The 17,267-nt window shown below is 36.1% G+C and carries 18 protein-coding genes, 1 tRNA gene and 1 other annotated feature; of the genes, 2 read left to right on the forward strand and 17 right to left on the reverse strand.

Features of this window, described 5'->3' with window-relative positions:
* Positions 1-15: 15 nt before the first annotated feature.
* From fliF to CIB29_RS05215, 17 genes are all read right to left on the reverse strand, one after another.
* Positions 16-1,578, reverse strand: a complete 1,563-nt coding sequence (gene fliF / locus CIB29_RS05135; protein WP_094547438.1) for a flagellar basal-body MS-ring/collar protein FliF — start codon at positions 1,576-1,578, stop codon at positions 16-18.
* Between the two features lie 342 nt (positions 1,579-1,920).
* Positions 1,921-2,217: a flagellar hook-basal body complex protein FliE gene (gene fliE / locus CIB29_RS05140; RefSeq protein ID WP_094547440.1), complete on the reverse strand. Its 297-nt coding sequence runs from the start codon at positions 2,215-2,217 to the stop codon at positions 1,921-1,923.
* Positions 2,218-2,248: 31 nt separating this feature from the next.
* The gene (gene flgC, locus CIB29_RS05145) at positions 2,249-2,692 is read right to left on the reverse strand and encodes a flagellar basal body rod protein FlgC (protein ID WP_094547442.1); all 444 of its coding nucleotides are present in this window, start codon (positions 2,690-2,692) and stop codon (positions 2,249-2,251) included.
* Between the two features lie 2 nt (positions 2,693-2,694).
* Complete coding sequence (flgB, locus tag CIB29_RS05150) at positions 2,695-3,108, reverse strand: flagellar basal body rod protein FlgB (RefSeq protein ID WP_094547444.1); 414 nt, start codon at positions 3,106-3,108, stop codon at positions 2,695-2,697.
* 576 nt (positions 3,109-3,684) lie between these two features.
* Complete coding sequence (gene trmFO / locus CIB29_RS05155) at positions 3,685-4,998, reverse strand: methylenetetrahydrofolate--tRNA-(uracil(54)-C(5))-methyltransferase (FADH(2)-oxidizing) TrmFO (protein ID WP_423241285.1); 1,314 nt, start codon at positions 4,996-4,998, stop codon at positions 3,685-3,687.
* Positions 4,995-7,076 carry a type I DNA topoisomerase gene (gene topA / locus CIB29_RS05160; protein WP_094547448.1) on the reverse strand — a complete coding sequence of 694 codons (2,082 nt, stop codon included), beginning with the start codon at positions 7,074-7,076 and terminating at the stop codon, positions 4,995-4,997. Before topA ends, trmFO begins: the two co-directional genes overlap by 4 nt.
* A 71-nt stretch (positions 7,077-7,147) precedes the next feature.
* Positions 7,148-8,260, reverse strand: coding sequence for a DNA-processing protein DprA (dprA, locus tag CIB29_RS05165; protein WP_094547450.1), 1,113 nt, complete (start codon positions 8,258-8,260; stop codon positions 7,148-7,150).
* Between the two features lie 244 nt (positions 8,261-8,504).
* Positions 8,505-9,311 carry a TrmH family RNA methyltransferase gene (locus CIB29_RS05170; protein WP_094547452.1) on the reverse strand — a complete coding sequence of 269 codons (807 nt, stop codon included), beginning with the start codon at positions 9,309-9,311 and terminating at the stop codon, positions 8,505-8,507.
* Between the two features lie 18 nt (positions 9,312-9,329).
* Positions 9,330-9,977: a potassium channel family protein gene (locus CIB29_RS05175; protein ID WP_094547454.1), complete on the reverse strand. Its 648-nt coding sequence runs from the start codon at positions 9,975-9,977 to the stop codon at positions 9,330-9,332.
* Between the two features lie 14 nt (positions 9,978-9,991).
* Positions 9,992-11,359: a TrkH family potassium uptake protein gene (locus CIB29_RS05180; RefSeq protein WP_423241290.1), complete on the reverse strand. Its 1,368-nt coding sequence runs from the start codon at positions 11,357-11,359 to the stop codon at positions 9,992-9,994.
* A gap of 190 nt (positions 11,360-11,549) precedes the next feature.
* The gene (gene rplT, locus CIB29_RS05185; protein WP_094547456.1) at positions 11,550-11,903 is read right to left on the reverse strand and encodes a 50S ribosomal protein L20; all 354 of its coding nucleotides are present in this window, start codon (positions 11,901-11,903) and stop codon (positions 11,550-11,552) included.
* Positions 11,904-11,933: 30 nt separating this feature from the next.
* A complete protein-coding gene (gene rpmI, locus CIB29_RS05190) occupies positions 11,934-12,131 on the reverse strand; it encodes a 50S ribosomal protein L35 (RefSeq protein WP_094547458.1) in 198 nt (65 codons plus the stop codon).
* Positions 12,132-12,338: 207 nt separating this feature from the next.
* Entirely contained in the window at positions 12,339-12,833 is a 495-nt protein-coding gene (gene infC, locus CIB29_RS05195) for a translation initiation factor IF-3 (protein ID WP_242965067.1), read from the reverse strand.
* A gap of 34 nt (positions 12,834-12,867) precedes the next feature.
* Positions 12,868-13,006 (reverse strand) — a sequence feature (ribosomal protein L20 leader region).
* A gap of 105 nt (positions 13,007-13,111) precedes the next feature.
* On the reverse strand, positions 13,112-13,582 hold the full coding sequence (locus CIB29_RS05200) for a carbohydrate-binding protein (protein WP_242965057.1): 471 nt from the start codon (positions 13,580-13,582) through the stop codon (positions 13,112-13,114).
* A 283-nt stretch (positions 13,583-13,865) separates the two neighbouring features.
* A tRNA-Val gene (locus CIB29_RS05205) sits at positions 13,866-13,942 on the reverse strand.
* Positions 13,943-14,119: 177 nt separating this feature from the next.
* A complete protein-coding gene (locus CIB29_RS05210; protein WP_094547462.1) occupies positions 14,120-14,668 on the reverse strand; it encodes a hypothetical protein in 549 nt (182 codons plus the stop codon).
* A 99-nt stretch (positions 14,669-14,767) separates the two neighbouring features.
* The gene (locus CIB29_RS05215) at positions 14,768-15,904 is read right to left on the reverse strand and encodes an RNA-binding domain-containing protein (protein WP_094547464.1); all 1,137 of its coding nucleotides are present in this window, start codon (positions 15,902-15,904) and stop codon (positions 14,768-14,770) included.
* Between the two features lie 260 nt (positions 15,905-16,164).
* Between CIB29_RS05215 and CIB29_RS05220 the strand changes: the two genes are divergently transcribed.
* Both CIB29_RS05220 and CIB29_RS05225 read left to right on the forward strand, forming a co-directional pair.
* Entirely contained in the window at positions 16,165-16,851 is a 687-nt protein-coding gene (locus CIB29_RS05220) for a DUF421 domain-containing protein (protein ID WP_094547466.1), read from the forward strand.
* A 2-nt stretch (positions 16,852-16,853) separates the two neighbouring features.
* Positions 16,854-17,234 (forward strand): DUF4363 family protein, encoded by a 381-nt coding sequence (locus tag CIB29_RS05225; RefSeq protein ID WP_157910210.1) that lies wholly within the window; start codon positions 16,854-16,856, stop codon positions 17,232-17,234.
* The last annotated feature ends 33 nt before the right edge of the window (positions 17,235-17,267 follow it).

The raw sequence follows: 17,267 nt of genomic DNA on the forward strand, positions 1-17,267 counted from the left end.
CCCAATTCCATATGATTAGTCCCAGTCCTCTGCCAGCCAATTTCGTAATAGCTGTGCAACGGCCTCCGGTTTTTGTTTTACAAACTTCTCGATTTGTTTTTTTACTTCAGATCTTTCTTCCGTATCAATCTCAGGCAATAATTCCTCTTCACGGACCGGTACATTATATTTTGAAGTAACAGCCTGTACTGTCGGTTCTATGTCCTCTGCCGATTTTCTTTTGAAAATTAAAATTGCAAATACAAGTAATCCTATCAGGACTAGAATCAATGCAATAGGTCCGTAGACTTCCATCATTTGCATTATATCCATTGGCGGTTTGGCTTCCTGCGCAGGTGCAAATTCAAGAATTTCTACTGTAACCTTTTCTACAGGTATTCCTGTCGCCGAAGCAACCATCCCTTTAATTTTATTGACGTCAGCACCTGCCTGTGCAGCATTTGCTGTATTATTGCCTCCGCTTTGAACATTGGGTTGCCTATTGTATAACAGCGCAACAGTAATAGACGAATTCTCTTTGTTCATTTTTCCTATCTCTTTAGTCGCCTGGGTAACAACCTTATTAATTTCATAGTTAACTGTTTTATCATTTAACTGATATTCACCATTTTCCCCTGTCGTTACGTTTGGATATGTCGGCGGGTTGGTATCTGTACCTGGTGCTCCCCCGGTTGCACCATTTGTCAGATTTTCTTTTCTTTCAGTAAAACTTCTTATAATTCCTTTACCATCTACAACAGGTTCAAAAACTTCTTTATTTGTTACCAATGTATCAAAATCCAGTTCAAGACTGGCTGCAACTCTTATATTATCCGCCAACCCGGTTAGAAGCTCTTTGACCTGTCTTTCTACATTCCTTGTCACAAGCTGCTTTAATGCATATTGTTTATCAGCGTTCCCATTGGTGCTGTCGTCATAGTTTTCATTAAGTATATTTCCGTTATTATCAAGTATGGTTACATCTTTAGGATCCAGATTTTCAACGCTGCCTGCAATAAACCTCTCTATCCCTTTAATCTGTTTCTCAGTAAGTTCCTGGTATGAATCAACTATGACGCTGGCTTTTGCAGCATTTTCTTTAGAATTAAAGAATGCACTCTGTTCCGGAATACTTAATTTAACAGTTGCATTTCTTATGTTGTCCATTTCACTCAAAGCTCTTTCGAGTTCGCTTTCTTTATAAATCTGATATTTTTTTCGCCTCTCAGCATCGGTAGTCCCTAAACTGGTCTTATTCAAATCCTCAAACGTCATGCCTTTTTTAGGATAACCGGCTTCCGCCAGCGACACTTTAGCCTTATTAATATCTTGTTTCTTTACTTCTATTGAAGTACCATTATCGCTGAGCCGATAATCAATTCCCAGTTTCTCAAGCTGTTTACTCATTTCCCCTATATCCTTAGGATTCAGATGGGAAAAAAGCGGTTGATACTGCGGTCTGCTAACAGCAATCACTGCAATAACAACGCTAAGAAATACTACTACAGAGGTAATGATAAGTTTCATTCTATTACTTTTATCTAAATTATTCCAAAAATCCATAAATTGCTGAGGAATTTTGCTTAAAATATCGGGCATACCTACACCTCAATCAGTATTATTATGAAAATAGCTCGGAGTTAAAAGCCACTAAACGTTCGAGCGAGACATGGAAACACACCACTAGTTCGTGAAAATCTTGCAGTTAGTGCTTTGCGGCGTGGAATGCCTCCAAATCTCACCCTCTTTCGTCGTACTAACATCCGGTTTAGCAGGAAGAAGGGGTGCGACTTGGGGACGGTTCGTCTGTCGCATGGGGTTTTCATGCGACTGAGGAACTGTCCCCATGTCGAAGCCCTGAACAATCAAGCATATTTTCATCATTTTTTGTGCCGGGCTTGTCCGGCATGATCGTTAATAGTATAGAAATAAGTTACAATACTATAGCTGTATTCTCATAATTTCATTATACGCATCCATTATTTTATTTCTAACTTGAATTGTAAATTGCATGGCAATTCCTGCTTTTTCCGAATCAATCATAACCTGATGAATATTGTCGGCTTTGCCTGCCGCCAGCAATTCATTTGATTTGACAGCGTTTTGCTGCATTTGATTTACATATCCGATTGCATTGTTTAGAAACTCAGAAAAACTTACTTCTTGTTTAGAAGAGATATTAGATATTGCATTATTCATCTTTATCGGCTGTATGTTATCTACACTGTTAATTTTCATAAGATCCTCCCATTCTTGTATATAAGTCTTATTACTTTCCTATCTCCAATGCCTTCATTGCCATACTTTTAGTTGAGTTAATTGCAGTTACATTTGCTTCGTAGGAACGGGTAGCTGATATCATATTTACCATTTCAGTCATAATATCAACGTTGGGCATCAACACATAACCATCCTGGTCGGCATCAGGATGCCCTGGATTATATATCCTTTTAAAGGGTGAAGAATCTTCAATGATGCGGCTTACTCTCACGCCGCTTGTATTGAGCCTTGCCTTACTGCTTTCGGATAAGTATTGAGAAAAAGAAGGTGAACCATCTCTTTCTTCAAATACAGCAACTTTTCTTCTATAGGGTGTACCCTTTTCAGTTCTCGTAGTATCCGCATTAGAAATATTCTGGGATATTAAATCCATTCTCAATCTCTGTGCTGAAAGTCCGCTGGCACTTATATCTAAAGCTTTAAAGAATGACATGACTATCTGCCTCCATCTTTAATAACTGTTTTTAAACCGTTAAACTGCCTGGCTAATTGCTGGACAACGGCATTATAGTATATATTATTTTTTGCCAGTAATGCCATTTCCGCATCTATATCTACATTGTTTTTATCCATTCTCATTTGACTTCCGGTGCGGTCTTCCTGTATTTTAATTGGTATATTTCTGGCAGGCTGCCTTCCAATAGGGATATGCTTGTCATGCGTTCTATATCCTTCAATCTTTTTTTTATCCAGAGCTTCTGCCAGAAAATTTTCAAACTCAACAATCTGCCGTTTATACCCTGGAGTATCTACATTTGCCAGGTTATTGGAAATCGCTTCATTTCTTAACCATGCAGCGTCCAAAGCCCTTTCCAATATCGAAGTGTTGTTAAAAATCCTAATACCCACATTTTCACCTTCTATATCTTATAGTTTTATAATTAACCAACTTTAAAACTAAATATTGTGATTTTAAAGTTGGTTAATTTCATCGATAACCACATTAATTTATTTTAACTTTTTTTTATATATTTACTGATAATAATTTCACATGGCAGATAAAGTCAATAAGTTCACGGTTCACAATAAAAGCTATCCAATCGTTTACTACTGTGAACTGTTAACCGTGAACTGTGAACCATATAGCTTTAATATTAATTATCGATATATTGATATAGATTAATATTAAATTTCATCGCACAATTTGATATTACCTATGCATGACTACCAGTTAATATATTCGACAAATGCTTTCGTATTCCTTCAAAAATCGCTATATTTTTTTTAACTTTTGTTATTAATTCCATTAATTATCATGATACATAATTTTTAAATTATTGTAAAGAAAGAAATTGTTAAATTATTTAGTTCTTATTGCCTATATGATTAGGACCTTTTTACTATTTTTTATTTTTGCTTTTAAGCAAGCTTATTTTTTGCATAAAAAAATACCCGTCAAAGGGTACTTTTTGTTTATTTTTTTAATTAATTGTAATTTTCAGTATTCGACATATTTTTAATAATCTCTATGGCTCTTGCTGCAATTCTCCTATTTTTCTCACGCTTATCTTTTATTCTTTCATTTAAGGAGGACATCAGCCCAAAATTGATATTCATAGGTTGAAACCTGGTAATGCAGGCATCGGAAATATAATGGCTTAATGCACCGTGCGCAGTTTCTTTTGGAAAAATTAATTTATCTTTTCCCTGAACTATTCTTGCCATATTAATACCTGCTACCAATCCTGATGAAGCTGATTCTATATATCCTTCCACTCCAGTAATCTGTCCGGCAAAAAATACCTTGTCATTTGTCCGGCTTTGGTAAATAGCGTTCAAAACTTTCGGAGAGTTAATATAGGTATTTCGATGCATTACTCCATACCGCACAAACTCAGCATTTTCCAAACCCGGTATCATGCTGAATATTCTCTTTTGCTCTCCCCATTTAAGATGAGTCTGAAAGCCTACAATATTATAGAGGGTTCCCTCTTTATTATCCTGTCTTAGCTGTACAACAGCATAGGGTTCCTGACCGGTCCTTGGGTCTGTCAAACCTACAGGTTTTAGAGGACCAAACAATAGGGTCTGTTCCCCTCTCTTTGCCATTACTTCAACCGGCATACATCCCTCAAAAACTATCTGCTTCTCAAAACATTTTAGTTCTGCCACCTGGGCATTCACTAATTCCCGCCAAAAATTCAGATACTCATCCTTGTTCATAGGACAATTAATATAGTCGTCGTCCCCCCTGCCATAACGGGCAGCTTTAAAGACTTTTTCCTTATCTATTGATTCATAGGTTATAATTGGTGCGGCAGCATCATAAAAATATAGGTATTCATTTCCTACAAATTTTTTTATACTTTCAGAAAGCAAATCAGAAGTCAATGGTCCTGATGCTACAATAACATATTCATCTTCCGGTATGCTTTTTACTTCTTCATTAATAACCTCAATTAATTCATGACTTTTGATTTTCCCGGTTACCATTTGAGAAAACCCAGTCCGGTCAACGGCTAGAGCCCCACCAGCGGGGACTCTTGTTGCATCTGCACACTCCATGATCAATGAATTTAATAGCCGCATTTCTTCTTTTAAGAGTCCAACAGCATTTTCCAACTGGTCAGAGCGTAATGAATTACTGCATACCAGCTCTGCAAGATAAGGAGAATGATGTGCAGGGGAAAACTTTTTTGGCTTCATCTCATATAATTTAACTTTTACTCCTCTATTAGCCAACTGCCATGCTGCCTCACATCCCGCCAGTCCCCCGCCAATTACGGTAACTGTCATCATTTTAGGCTCCTTTCATAACCGCAATCTTTATTAAAGCAATGAATTTTACGGGACTTTTTGGATGAATTTTTTATTAATATTCCACCGCATCGGGGACACGCCTCCTTTAAAGGCTCATCCCATGTCATAAATTCACATTGTGGATTATTTTCACACCCGTAATATTTTCTTCCTTTCCTGGTTTTTTTAACATATATTTTCCCTCTACATAAAGGACAATTAACACCTGCCTCTTCTAAAATAGGCTTGGCATTTCTACATTCAGGGAAACCTGGGCAAGCTAGAAATTTTCCATATCTGCCATGTTTAATAACCATATTTCTTCCACATTTTTCACACTTCTCATCAGTAACTTCATCCCGGATTTCTACATGTCCTATTTCATCTTCAGCATGTTTTAATGTATTTTCAAAAGGATTATAAAATTGCTTTAAAATATCTACCCAATTTTTATGCCCTTCTTCAATTTCATCCAATTGCTGTTCCATGTTTGCGGTAAATTCTACATCTACGATATCTTTGAAATATTCTTTCATGATATCAGTTATAATTTTACCTAATTCAGTAGGTTTTAGCTGCTTTTTTTCTCTTTCTACATAACCTCTTTCTATGATAGTAGTTATGATAGGTGCATAAGTGCTGGGACGGCCAATTCCCTTTTCCTCCAAGACTCTAATTAATGTTGCTTCGGTGTATCTTGGCGGTGGTTGTGTAAAATGCTGTTTAGGGTCAAGTTTTTTTAATTTTACTTTTTGGCCCTCAATCAGTTCTGGGATAGTATCTTCCTGGTCCTCAGACTCTTCATCCTTTCCTTCTACATATAAAACCATAAAACCCGGAAAGCGGATATTTGATCCACTGGCTTTAAAGATGTAATCTTTTGCTTCAATATCTACATTTAGTGTGTCAAAAACTGCAGATTTCATCTGGCTTGCCAAAAAACGCTCCCATATGAGTTTATATAATTTATACTGATCAGGCTTTAAAGAATCCTTCAGCTGGGCCGGCTCTAAAAATACATCTGTAGGCCGGATTGCCTCATGAGCATCCTGTGCACCTTTTTTACTTTTATACTGTTTAGGACTTTGAGGGACGTATTCTTTACCGAATTTTTTTTCAATAAATTGCCGTGCAGCATCTTGCGCCTCATTAGATATCCGGGTGGAATCAGTTCTCATGTAAGTAATTAACCCTATCGTTCCCTGTCCCTTAATATCTACTCCTTCATATAGCTGTTGAGCAGCCATCATCGTCCTTTTAGCGGTAAACCCTAACTTTCTTGAGGCTTCCTGCTGTAAGGTACTGGTTATAAAAGGTGGAGCAGGTGCTCTTTTTCTTTCCCCTTTTTTCACCTGGGTGACAGTATACTGCGCATTTTTTAATTGCGATATGACTCTATCTACATCTTGTTGATTGCCTAACTCTATTTTACCCTCTTTAGAGCCGTGAAATCTTGCTTCAAAAGTTTCAGCAGACTGTTCGCTTACCAGCGTCGCCCCAATCGTCCAATATTCTTGAGAAACAAAAGATTCAATCTCTTCCTCCCTATCACAAATTAATCGTGTGGCTACTGATTGAACTCTTCCCGCACTCAAGCCTTTTCTCACTTTTCTCCATAAAAGGGGACTAAGCTTATATCCTACAATTCTATCCAATATTCTGCGGGCTTGTTGAGCGTTTACCAGATTTTCGTCAATCTCCCTGGGCGCTTTAATTGCATTTTGAACAGCTGATTTTGTAATTTCATTAAATACTATTCTACATTTTTGATTTTCATCTATTTCAAGGACCTTAGCCAGATGCCAAGATATTGCTTCGCCTTCACGGTCAGGGTCAGTAGCAAGATATACTTTATCGGAACTTTTTGCTTCCTTTTTTAACTGGCTTAAAAGTTCACCTTTTCCCCTTATCGTAATATATTTTGGCTCAAAATTATGCTGAATATCTACACCCATTTGGCTTTTTGGCAAATCGCGCAAGTGTCCCATAGAAGCTAGAACTTTAAAGTTTTTTCCCAAATATTTCTTTATAGTTTTTGCTTTCGCAGGAGACTCCACAATCACAAGATAACTTGACATTTTTTTCCCTCCCAAATCCAATGGATAGTACAAGCAATAAAATACTATCTAATCCCAGGTAAAACAAAATATTAAAATTGATTAGTTGTAACAAAATATTTACCTGGGATTTGTGAAATCAAACCCTTCATTTCCAATAACGTTAAAATAGCATTTATCTTTTGTACGCTATACTCTAAGTTCCTACATAATTCATCTATATGTACAGGAGTAGTTGATAAATGACTAATCACTACTTTTTCTTCATCAGACAAATTCCCATACATGGAATATTCTTTACTTTTCAGACTATTATTAGTATTACATAATTCCATATTATTAATCGGCAGCTCTTCTAATATATCTTCAATACAAGTAACTATTTTGGCTCCCTGTTTTATTAAATTGTTGGACCCTTTACTATAAAGACTATCAATATTTCCAGGAACAGCAAAAACATCCCTGCCCTGTTCTAAAGCAAAATCTACGGTAATAAGTGATCCGCTCTTTTCTCCTGCCTCTACCACAATGACTCCACAAGAGAGCCCGCTGATAATCCTGTTTCGTGCCGGAAAATTAGCCGGACTTGGATGTGTCCCCGGCGGATACTCGGATATAATAGCTCCGCTCTTTTCTATGTAACGCATGAGTTCTGCATTTTCCCGGGGATATACAATATCAACCCCACATCCTAAAACAGCTACCGTCTTTTTTCCAGCTTTTAGCGCTCCTCTATGGGCACTGGTATCAATCCCCCTGGCTGCACCACTGACAATAATGATATCTCTTTGCGCAAGTTGATAAGAAAGCTTCTCTGCGATATTAATTCCATAAGGAGAGGCTTTTCGTGACCCAATTACAGCAACTGTTGCAATATTGCATGAAGGCAGTTCCCCCTTAACATAGAGAATACCTGGCGGATCATAAATATTTCTTAACCTTTCAGGATATCTTTCGTCCCGGATGGTGATAACATCAATTCTCAACCTGCTGATGTCCTTGAATATTTTCTCAGCTTTATCCAAATTTTTACTGCTGATATTGGCAATATCCTGGTCATTAAGCACATCTACACATTTTAAATCACTTTTAGAAGCATTCCACACTTCTTTTGGATTTTGAAATACTTGTAGAATTTTTGAAATCTTGATGCTCCCTATCCCGGGAATGCTGGTTAACCATAGCCAATATTTTAATTCCTCCATATGCTGCCCCCAATATGTGTCAAAAATTCAGATGAACTGCCACACCGGGCACACCCGGCACAAATAATGATGAAAATATGCTAAACCGGACTTTTTTGTGGTTTCGGTTTTACTCCCCACTCCCCACTATTTTCATATTAGATGTATAAATTCACATTCTACACTACTATAAAAAATCCTTCCTGTAAAGTGCTTTTTTATATATCTAAACCCAAATTTAGATTTGACACTTTACAGGAAGGACTCACATCATCCGTTGCCTTACTACCTCATACATTAATATTCCAGACGCTATACCCGCATTTAATGATTCTGCCTGACCTATTATCGGGATTTTCACTAAATAATCCGAAAGTTTAATTACCTCGTCAGATATTCCGTTAGCTTCATTTCCAACAACAATGACAACTCCTTTTTTCATGTCTACATCAAAGTGATAGACAGAGTTGGACAGGTACCCGGAAATAACACACAGCCCCATTTGCTTAAAATAAAGTAAAGCTTCAACAGTATCCTCAATCTTGATAATAGGTAAATGAAATAACGATCCCATTGTCGCACGTACTGTCTTAGGATTATATACATCTACACATCCTTTAGATAATATTACAGCATCTGCCCCCGCCGCATCTGCCGTTCTTATAATTGTCCCCATATTTCCCGGATCCTGTACGCCGTCACAAAAAATGTAAAAAGATAAATTTGTTTTATTAATAATTTCTCTGATGGAGTATAACTTAGTAGAAACAACTCCAAGAATACCTTGTGGTGTTTCTGTATGAGAAATATCTTTAAACATTCGGTCGTTAAGCTTATATATTTTAATGTCACTTTTAGAAATCAATTCTAAAATTTCACTATTATCTCTCTGTCCTAAAAAGCTGTCATTTATCACAATGGTATTAACAGGTGCAGAAGACTGAAGTGCATCCTTTATTAAACGCGCTCCCTCTATTACAAATTCATTGTACTTCTCCCTGTAACTTTTAGAACCAAGAGACTTTATATGCTTAAAGATTTTATTTGCAGTACTGGTAATTTCAATGTACATAGCTATTTTTTCTCCCGGTTACCTTCTGTCTAATTTGTTAAGGTCATCATTCGATCCAATGACCACTAAAACGTCATCCTGCCTTATTACATCATCTGCTTTGGGTGATATGTTAATTTCTGTACCGTTTTTGATAGCCATAATATTAATACCATACCTGACCCTGACGTTGAGTTCTTTTAAAGTCTTACCTTCCCAATGCTCGGGCGCAGTAATTTCCATAATGCTATAATCAGGGGACAGCTCAATATAGTCAAGGATATTAGTGGAAACAAGGTTGTGTGCCACCCTAACTCCCATGTCCCTTTCGGGGAGTATTACCCTGTCGGCACCTACCCTGCTTAATACCTTTGCATGAAGTTCACTTTGGGCCTTGGCAAGTATATATTTTACTCCCATCTCTTTTAAGAGTACCGTCACAAGAATACTCGACTCCATGTTTCCTCCAATGGCAACAACTGCAACATCAAAGTTTCTAATTCCAAGAGACTTTAAAACATTTTCATCGGTAACGTCTCCTGCAACAGCATGGGTTACATATTCAGATATATCCTGTATGATTTCTTCATTTTCGTCAATGGCCAAGACTTCATTGCCCAGTTCGTACAAGGTTTTAGCTACACTTCGTCCAAACCTTCCAATCCCTATTACAACAAAAGAACTCATAGTATTCCCTCCTTTTATCCAACCATTACTTTACCTTCAGGATATTTATATTTTGCATTTGATTTTTGCATCTTAATCGTAAGGGCAAGTCCCATGGTGAGCACACCTACTCTTCCCAGGAACATGGTAATAATAAGAGCAATTTTGCTTGCAGTATTAAGGTTAGGTGTAATCCCAAGGGATAAACCCACCGTGCCAAAGGCTGACACTGCTTCAAATATTTGTTCTATAAAAGTTGCCTTTTCAAATATTGATAAAACTGTTGTTGTAACTATAACAATACCAAGGCTTATTACAACAATGGCTAATGATCTTAGTACTACTTCGGTGTTTAGCCTTCTTTTAAACATGTTTGTATCTTCGGACCCTTTTAATACCGAGAGTACAGCAAAGAAAAGTACACCGGCAGTTGCAGTTTTTATACCACCTGCGGTAGAACCGGGAGACCCACCGATAAACATAAGAATAATGGTTATAAATTTTGAAGCATTGGTTAAATCCGGCAATGACAGGGTATTAAATCCTGCTGTCCTGGGTGTAACCGATTGAAACATTGCCGCAAGTATCTTCCCTTTCATACTTAATGGCTGTAGTGTTTTGGGGTTATTAAACTCCAGCAGGAAGAAGATGATAAATCCAAAAACAAGCAGGATTGCGGTCACAACCAGTACCAGTTTTGTGTGTAACTTTAATCCTCTAAAGCTTCTTACTCTGTAGATATCTTCCCATACTGAAAAGCCTAATCCTCCAATCACAATTAAAGCCATAATAGTTAGGTTTACAACCGTATCATCAACATAGGATACCAAGCTGCTAAACTTTCCTTTATCTCCCATCAAATCAAATCCGGCATTACAAAAGGCCGAAATAGAGTGAAAGATTCCTTTGTAAATTCCAAGCGCCAATCCATATTCACTGGCAAACTTTATTGATAAAATTAATGCCCCTGCACCTTCAAACAATAAGGTACCCAGCAGAATTTGTCTGGTAAGCCTTACCATCCCTTCCAAGCTATACTGGTTAAGAGATTCTGCTATTAGCAATCTTTCTTTTAAGCCAATTCTACGCCCAAGTATTAGCGAAAATAGTGTAGCCATTGTCATAAAACCAAGACCGCCTATCTGTATAAGAGAAAGAATAACCACCTGTCCAAAGATAGTCCAGTGAGTATAGGTATCTACCACTACCAACCCTGTAACACATACAGCTGAGGTTGCAGTAAATAGCGCATTGATAAATCCGATACTATTTCCATTCCTGGATGCTATAGGAAGGGTTAGCAATACAGCGCCAATCAAAATAACTGATGCAAATCCAAGGGGAATAACTTGTGTAGGAGTAAAATTTAACAGACGACTTAGATTCTTTATTATAATGACAATCACCTTCTTTGTTATACTCCGCAGCCATTCAAAATTTAATTATAATTTCAAGGTATCTATAGTATAACCAAAAATTATTTAATATGTCGCCCTTCAAGGCAGTTTTTCTAACACAGCCGTTAAAAATTCAAATAGACCCGTCTCCGGGCCTATCTAACAAAATTTATATATAGTCGTAATATATAACATATTATAAACTTGCTTTAGCTCTTTCAACCAATTGTGCAAAAGCTTGTGCATCATTTACAGCAAGCTCGGCAAGCATTTTTCTATTCATCTGAATGCCGGCATTTTTTAAACCGTTAATAAATTTACTATAGGTTAAGCCATTCATTCTAGAAGCGGCATTGATTCTGGAAATCCAAAGCTTTCTGAAATCTCTCTTCTTTCTCTTTCTTCCTACATATGCATAAACAAGGGATTTCATTACTGCCTGATTAGCAGTTCTAAAAAGCTTGCTCTTTGCACCTCTATACCCTTTAGCAAGTTTTAATATTTTTTTTCGTCTTTTTCTTGTATGCATTGCGCCTTTTACTCTAGCCATTTAGTTAGTCCTCCTTCGATTCCTTCTTATTTATTTATAAGGTATTAACTTCTTTACTACTGCCTCATTTGCAGAACTGGCATAAGCTGTCTTTCTCAAGTTTCTCTTCCTTTTTGTTGATTTTTTTGTAAGAATGTGACTCTTAAAAGCCTTTGCTCTCTTTACTTTACCAGACTTGGTAAGACTAAATCTTTTTGCAGCCCCTTTATGGGTTTTAATTTTGGGCATTTAGTACACTCCTCTCAAAGTTTCAAAAGTTATATTTATAGAATTTTTACTATTTAAAGCCTTACTATAATAATAGTTCATGGTTCTTAGTTCATAGTTAAAACATTAATCCTATGAGCTAACTTAATCATACTTTATTTTAAATCAAAGAATGCAAGTGTAAAATATTGATTACGCTATACACATTTATAGTAAGACATTTTATACTTATTGTTTAGGTGCTAAAAACATTGCCATATTTTTACCTTCAAGTTTTGGTTTTTTCTCCACAACTCCCAGTTCACTTACAGAATCTGCAAATCTTTGTAAAAGAGATTCACCTAATGAGGAATGATTAACTTCCCTTCCTCTAAACCGAACGGTAACTTTAACTTTATCACCGGCCTTAAGAAATTTTAATGCATGGTTAATTTTTGTGTTAAAGTCGTGTTCATCAATGGAAGGTGAAATCCTAACTTCTTTAATATTCACCACATGCTGATTTTTTCGAGCTTCCTTTTCTTTCTTAGCTAACTCAAATTTATACTTACCGTAATCCATTATCCTGCACACTGGCGGCGTCGCCTGAGGAGCAATTTTCACCAGGTCAAGGTTTTTAGAATTAGCTATCTTCTGCGCCTCTTTTGCAGACATAATTCCCAACTGAGACCCGTCAACATCAATAAGCCGGATTTCTTTGTCTCTGATTTCCTCATTAATCATCAATTCTTTGCTAATGGTAGTGCACCTCCTAAAAAATTTAAATAAAAAATGGATGGACAAAGTCCATCCACTTATGTACAAAATAACCAACATCACATAAAACGTTAAAGCCAAATATTAACCTTACCAGTAAAAACCGTAAGGTGAGAAGTGGATGACTTCTTCTTTGTTTTCTAGACATATATTACTTTACCACTATATAATGGTGATGTCAAGAAATTTTCCGAAAATAGGTGTATATTTTTTAGTTTTCGAAAATTTAAATTTCAAGGGTAGCATCAATAGCTACCCTCAAAAAAATGATTACTAAAACTGTAGTTCATACCCGAGTTGTTATCCCAGTTGTTCGCACCATCTTTGAATGCCATATTAATATTGCCATCTCTTTTTACAGGAAGTATCAGTTCAAAAGTCTGGTGACCAACTTTTTGCAGCGGATAGTATTCTACATCTTCCCATTTAAGATTATTGCCGTAACCTACAATGGCATAGACATCTTGAGCTCCGCTTTTCGCCAGTAGTCCGTTATAGGATACTCGAAGCGCTCTGGAAACTTCCTGAAATTGTACACCATTATTTAAGTAAGAATCATAGGGTTGAGCTAGCTGTGTATCGTACAGCTCTGTCGAGAATTCTTCATTGAAGGATCTAACTTTTGACGACCCTGGTTGTAAAACATCACCAGCATCGTTTTCTGCTATTCCATCATCTATTTTATTTCTAAAGAAAAAGTCAAAGAATCCCATCATCTTGCCTCCTATTAATTCTTATCCATATTCAGTTTGTTCATTTTTTACATAAATTATTTTGAGAATTTAAGTTAATTTTTATAATGAGCAAAGTTTAAAATTCAATATTTCCTTAATACAAACTTCGCAAATTTCATCGATAACTACATTAATTTATTTTTAACTTTAATATTGGTTATCGATATTTTAATGAATCGAATTTAGATTTTAGCAGGCAATATGGACGGTCCTGATATTCCCAAGACATCTCATCGAAAAATCAAATTTAATTTGGGCATAGAAATGGTGGTCGCTACTGGACTTGAACCAGTGACCCCTTGCATGTCAAGCAAGTACTCTAACCAACTGAGCTAAGCGACCACGTAGTAATTATTATAATACATATTTTATAAATTGACAACTATTTTTTGATAAATATTGATAAATTGAACGTATATTTTATTTTTGAAGAATATTATTCCAGGCTCTAAGCCTTTCCGCAACGTTCTTTCCATAATATTCTTCAAAAATATTAAATGCGCCCTGATAAATTTCAAATTATTCTGAATGCTCCTTTCTTAATACGCTGCTTAATGTACCCAAAATAATAACTGCAATAAATCCCCCAATAAGAGCAGTAATGAATTGAGGCCAGCTAAAGGTAAATGAAAGTAGGTTGGCAAGTTTAGCAAATTTAGGCTCAGGAATTGTTCCTTTTACCATATTAAGCATTATTTTAACTGCAAAGTACAGAAATCCTGATTTTACCACAGCTCCTGCCAGAATACCTACATACCGGTTTTTCTCTTGAAGCACATGGAACACGATAACGATTAACGCATTACCAATAGCAACAATAGGAACTAATACAGGAAGCGGCAATTGTGCCTGCATGTATGCGACTACCGGAGCAATAATGCTGATAATAAGTGCAGAATAAACATTGACTGTCCCTACCGCTACAACTAATACTGCATTTACCAATGAACCTATAATAAACTGTGTATAAGGTCCCGCGCCTATGACCAACCTCAGATTTTGAAACACCAGGGCAAGAGCTAATAACATCCCTGTTCTTGTTAACACTTGTACATTATTATTTCTCATGATTTGATACACTCCCTTACTGACTGTCTAGTTTTATATTATAAATCTGTAATAAAATTACCACTAAAATTACGATATTAACCACTTTTTAATTAAATTTTACACATCATTTGATGGAATGCTTGAAATTTCAAACCCCGGTAATATGGCTTTAAATAAATTTTGTGAACCAAGATTAACAAATTTCACATTGCCGATATTCTTAAAGTATTCTTTAATTCGATTGATTCCTAATCCGTATTTTAAAAATCTGCTCTTTTTATCTACCATTAATAGCCTTTGATAAAGCCATGGGTTGCGCCTTTTTGGATGATTTTGATTATAAACCTTGTAGATTCTGTTACCCGAAACCATTGCACCGGGATTGATGATTTCAATATATTTGGATGAAATTTTCATGATAATGCCATTGGAAATGTCCAAATAATCCCTATGTACAACGGCATTGGCTAAAGCTTCGTTAACTGCCTCAAGAGGATAGTTAGCATCACTGCATATACTTGCTAAAAAACTTTCTACATTATCCAGCATACTAAGAATATTGCCTGTGAATAGTTTAGTATTGTTATTATAAAGCACTTTTATATAAACATGAGGCAAAAAAATATAAGGATTGTGCCCAAAGAGCAGCATACCTCCAATAGTCGGATGGTATTGTCCGCTGTCAGTATCATTACCGATAATACCTAAACCTTCCAACAGTAGAAGGTCAAATGGGAAATGCTGTTTTATCAGCTCACTATCCAACTGCTCTATACAAGCATTTCTGAGAATAACCCTTTCATAACTAAATAACCCGTTTTCCTGAAGCATATTCGCTATTTCCTCTCTACGGGCAGTATCGGTCGTGGAACCTCTTCGAACGTAAAATGCTCCATTTTGAAGCATCTGATGGGGTTTTTGATTACTTTTGTAAACTGTTAAAACAGCTATTTGCTTTCCTTGATATTCCAGTAAATCAACACATATTGGTACAGGAGGATCGCACCTGTTATATATGATCTGCTGAATCTGTTCTTCACTAAATTGTGTAGGATCAACGCCTAGTACTTCCTTGGTCTTATCCTCAATTCCAAAAAGAATGTATCCTCTCCCTCCAGGAGAGTTGGCCATCGCAATGACGTCCTTGGTTAATTCTTTCTTTTCACTTTCGGTAGATATATAAAGTTTAGCTTTAAAATCCAGTTTGGGACCTTCTTCCTGCTGCAGCAAATTCTTTAATTTTTGGACGTCCAAATTACCAACACCTCCGCTCTTTCTCTATAAGTTTTCTTATAACGCATAGGAAAGTATAAATTTTTCCTTAATATAATACTTTCCGTCGTGCGTTTCAAAAAGGCTTCATTATTTTAAAGCTTATTTGAAACCTTTTTTATTTAAATTATATATTAGCCAGCGAAAAATTAAAACCTTAAGTTTGCATTTTATCAAAGTTATAGAATATAAATATGTTTTTTAGAAAAACAATAATAATGGAAAGGAGTGCTTTACTTAAAATGCTTATCACTTTTTTTAGAACAATATTTTTATACATCCTTGTTATAGCTGCTTTAAGGATTATGGGAAAACGCCAAATTGGTGAACTACAGCCTTCAGAATTAGTGGTAGCTATCATGATATCGGAATTGGCTGCAATTCCGATGCAGGCAACGGGTATACCGCTAATCAACGGTATTTTGCCTATCATTACACTAATGATAGCAGAAGTAGTTCTATCATACATAACACTTAAAAGTGAAAAAGCCAGAAATATTATTAGCGGTACGCCAAGTATATTGATTGAAAATGGCAAAATTAATGAAAAAGAAATGGAAAACCTGCGTTTCAATATGGATGACCTTTTAGAAGAGTTACGGGTAAACAACTGTCCGAATATTGCAGATGTTGAATTTGCAATATTAGAGACCAGCGGTCAGCTAAGCATCATACCAAAATCCCAAAAGAGCCCAGTCACTGCCGAAGATTTAAATATACCCACCAAATATAACGGACTGCCTCTTACTCTTATTTCGGATGGAAAAGTTAACTATAATAATCTTAGAAAGGCAAATTTGAATAGACAGTGGCTTAGTGGAGAGCTGGCCAAATTCGGTATTAATGAAATAAATGATGTATTTTTTGCCAGTTTAGACACACAAGGCAATTTATACTATCAACTCAAAAATAAAGAAGAGGAGGAATAAAAGTGAGGGCTTTTAAAATTTCAATTGCACTTTTAATTACTATTATCCTAGGGTCTATTGTATATATTTATTGGCTAAATACTACTTCAAATAACCTCCTATCAAAAATAGATAAGTTAGAGGACGCAGTTCAATCCAATAACTGGAGTGCTGCAGAAAAACAACTTGATGATATTCAAAAAGGATGGGAAAAAACAGAAAAATGGATGACGACTTTAATTGACCATCAAGAAATTGATGCAATCAAGATAACGCTTGCTAAACTCTCTCAGTATGTGCATTATAAAGAAGTTGCAGACTTTATGGCAGAAAGTGCAACATTAAAATTACTGATTAAACATATACCTGGCAAGGAAAAAATAAATCTGTCTAATTTGTTTTAAACAAATATAGGCTTTGACATGGGGACGGTTCCT

It is taken from the genome of Petroclostridium xylanilyticum (assembly GCF_002252565.1).
GTDB lineage: Bacteria > Bacillota > Clostridia > SK-Y3 > SK-Y3 > Petroclostridium > Petroclostridium xylanilyticum.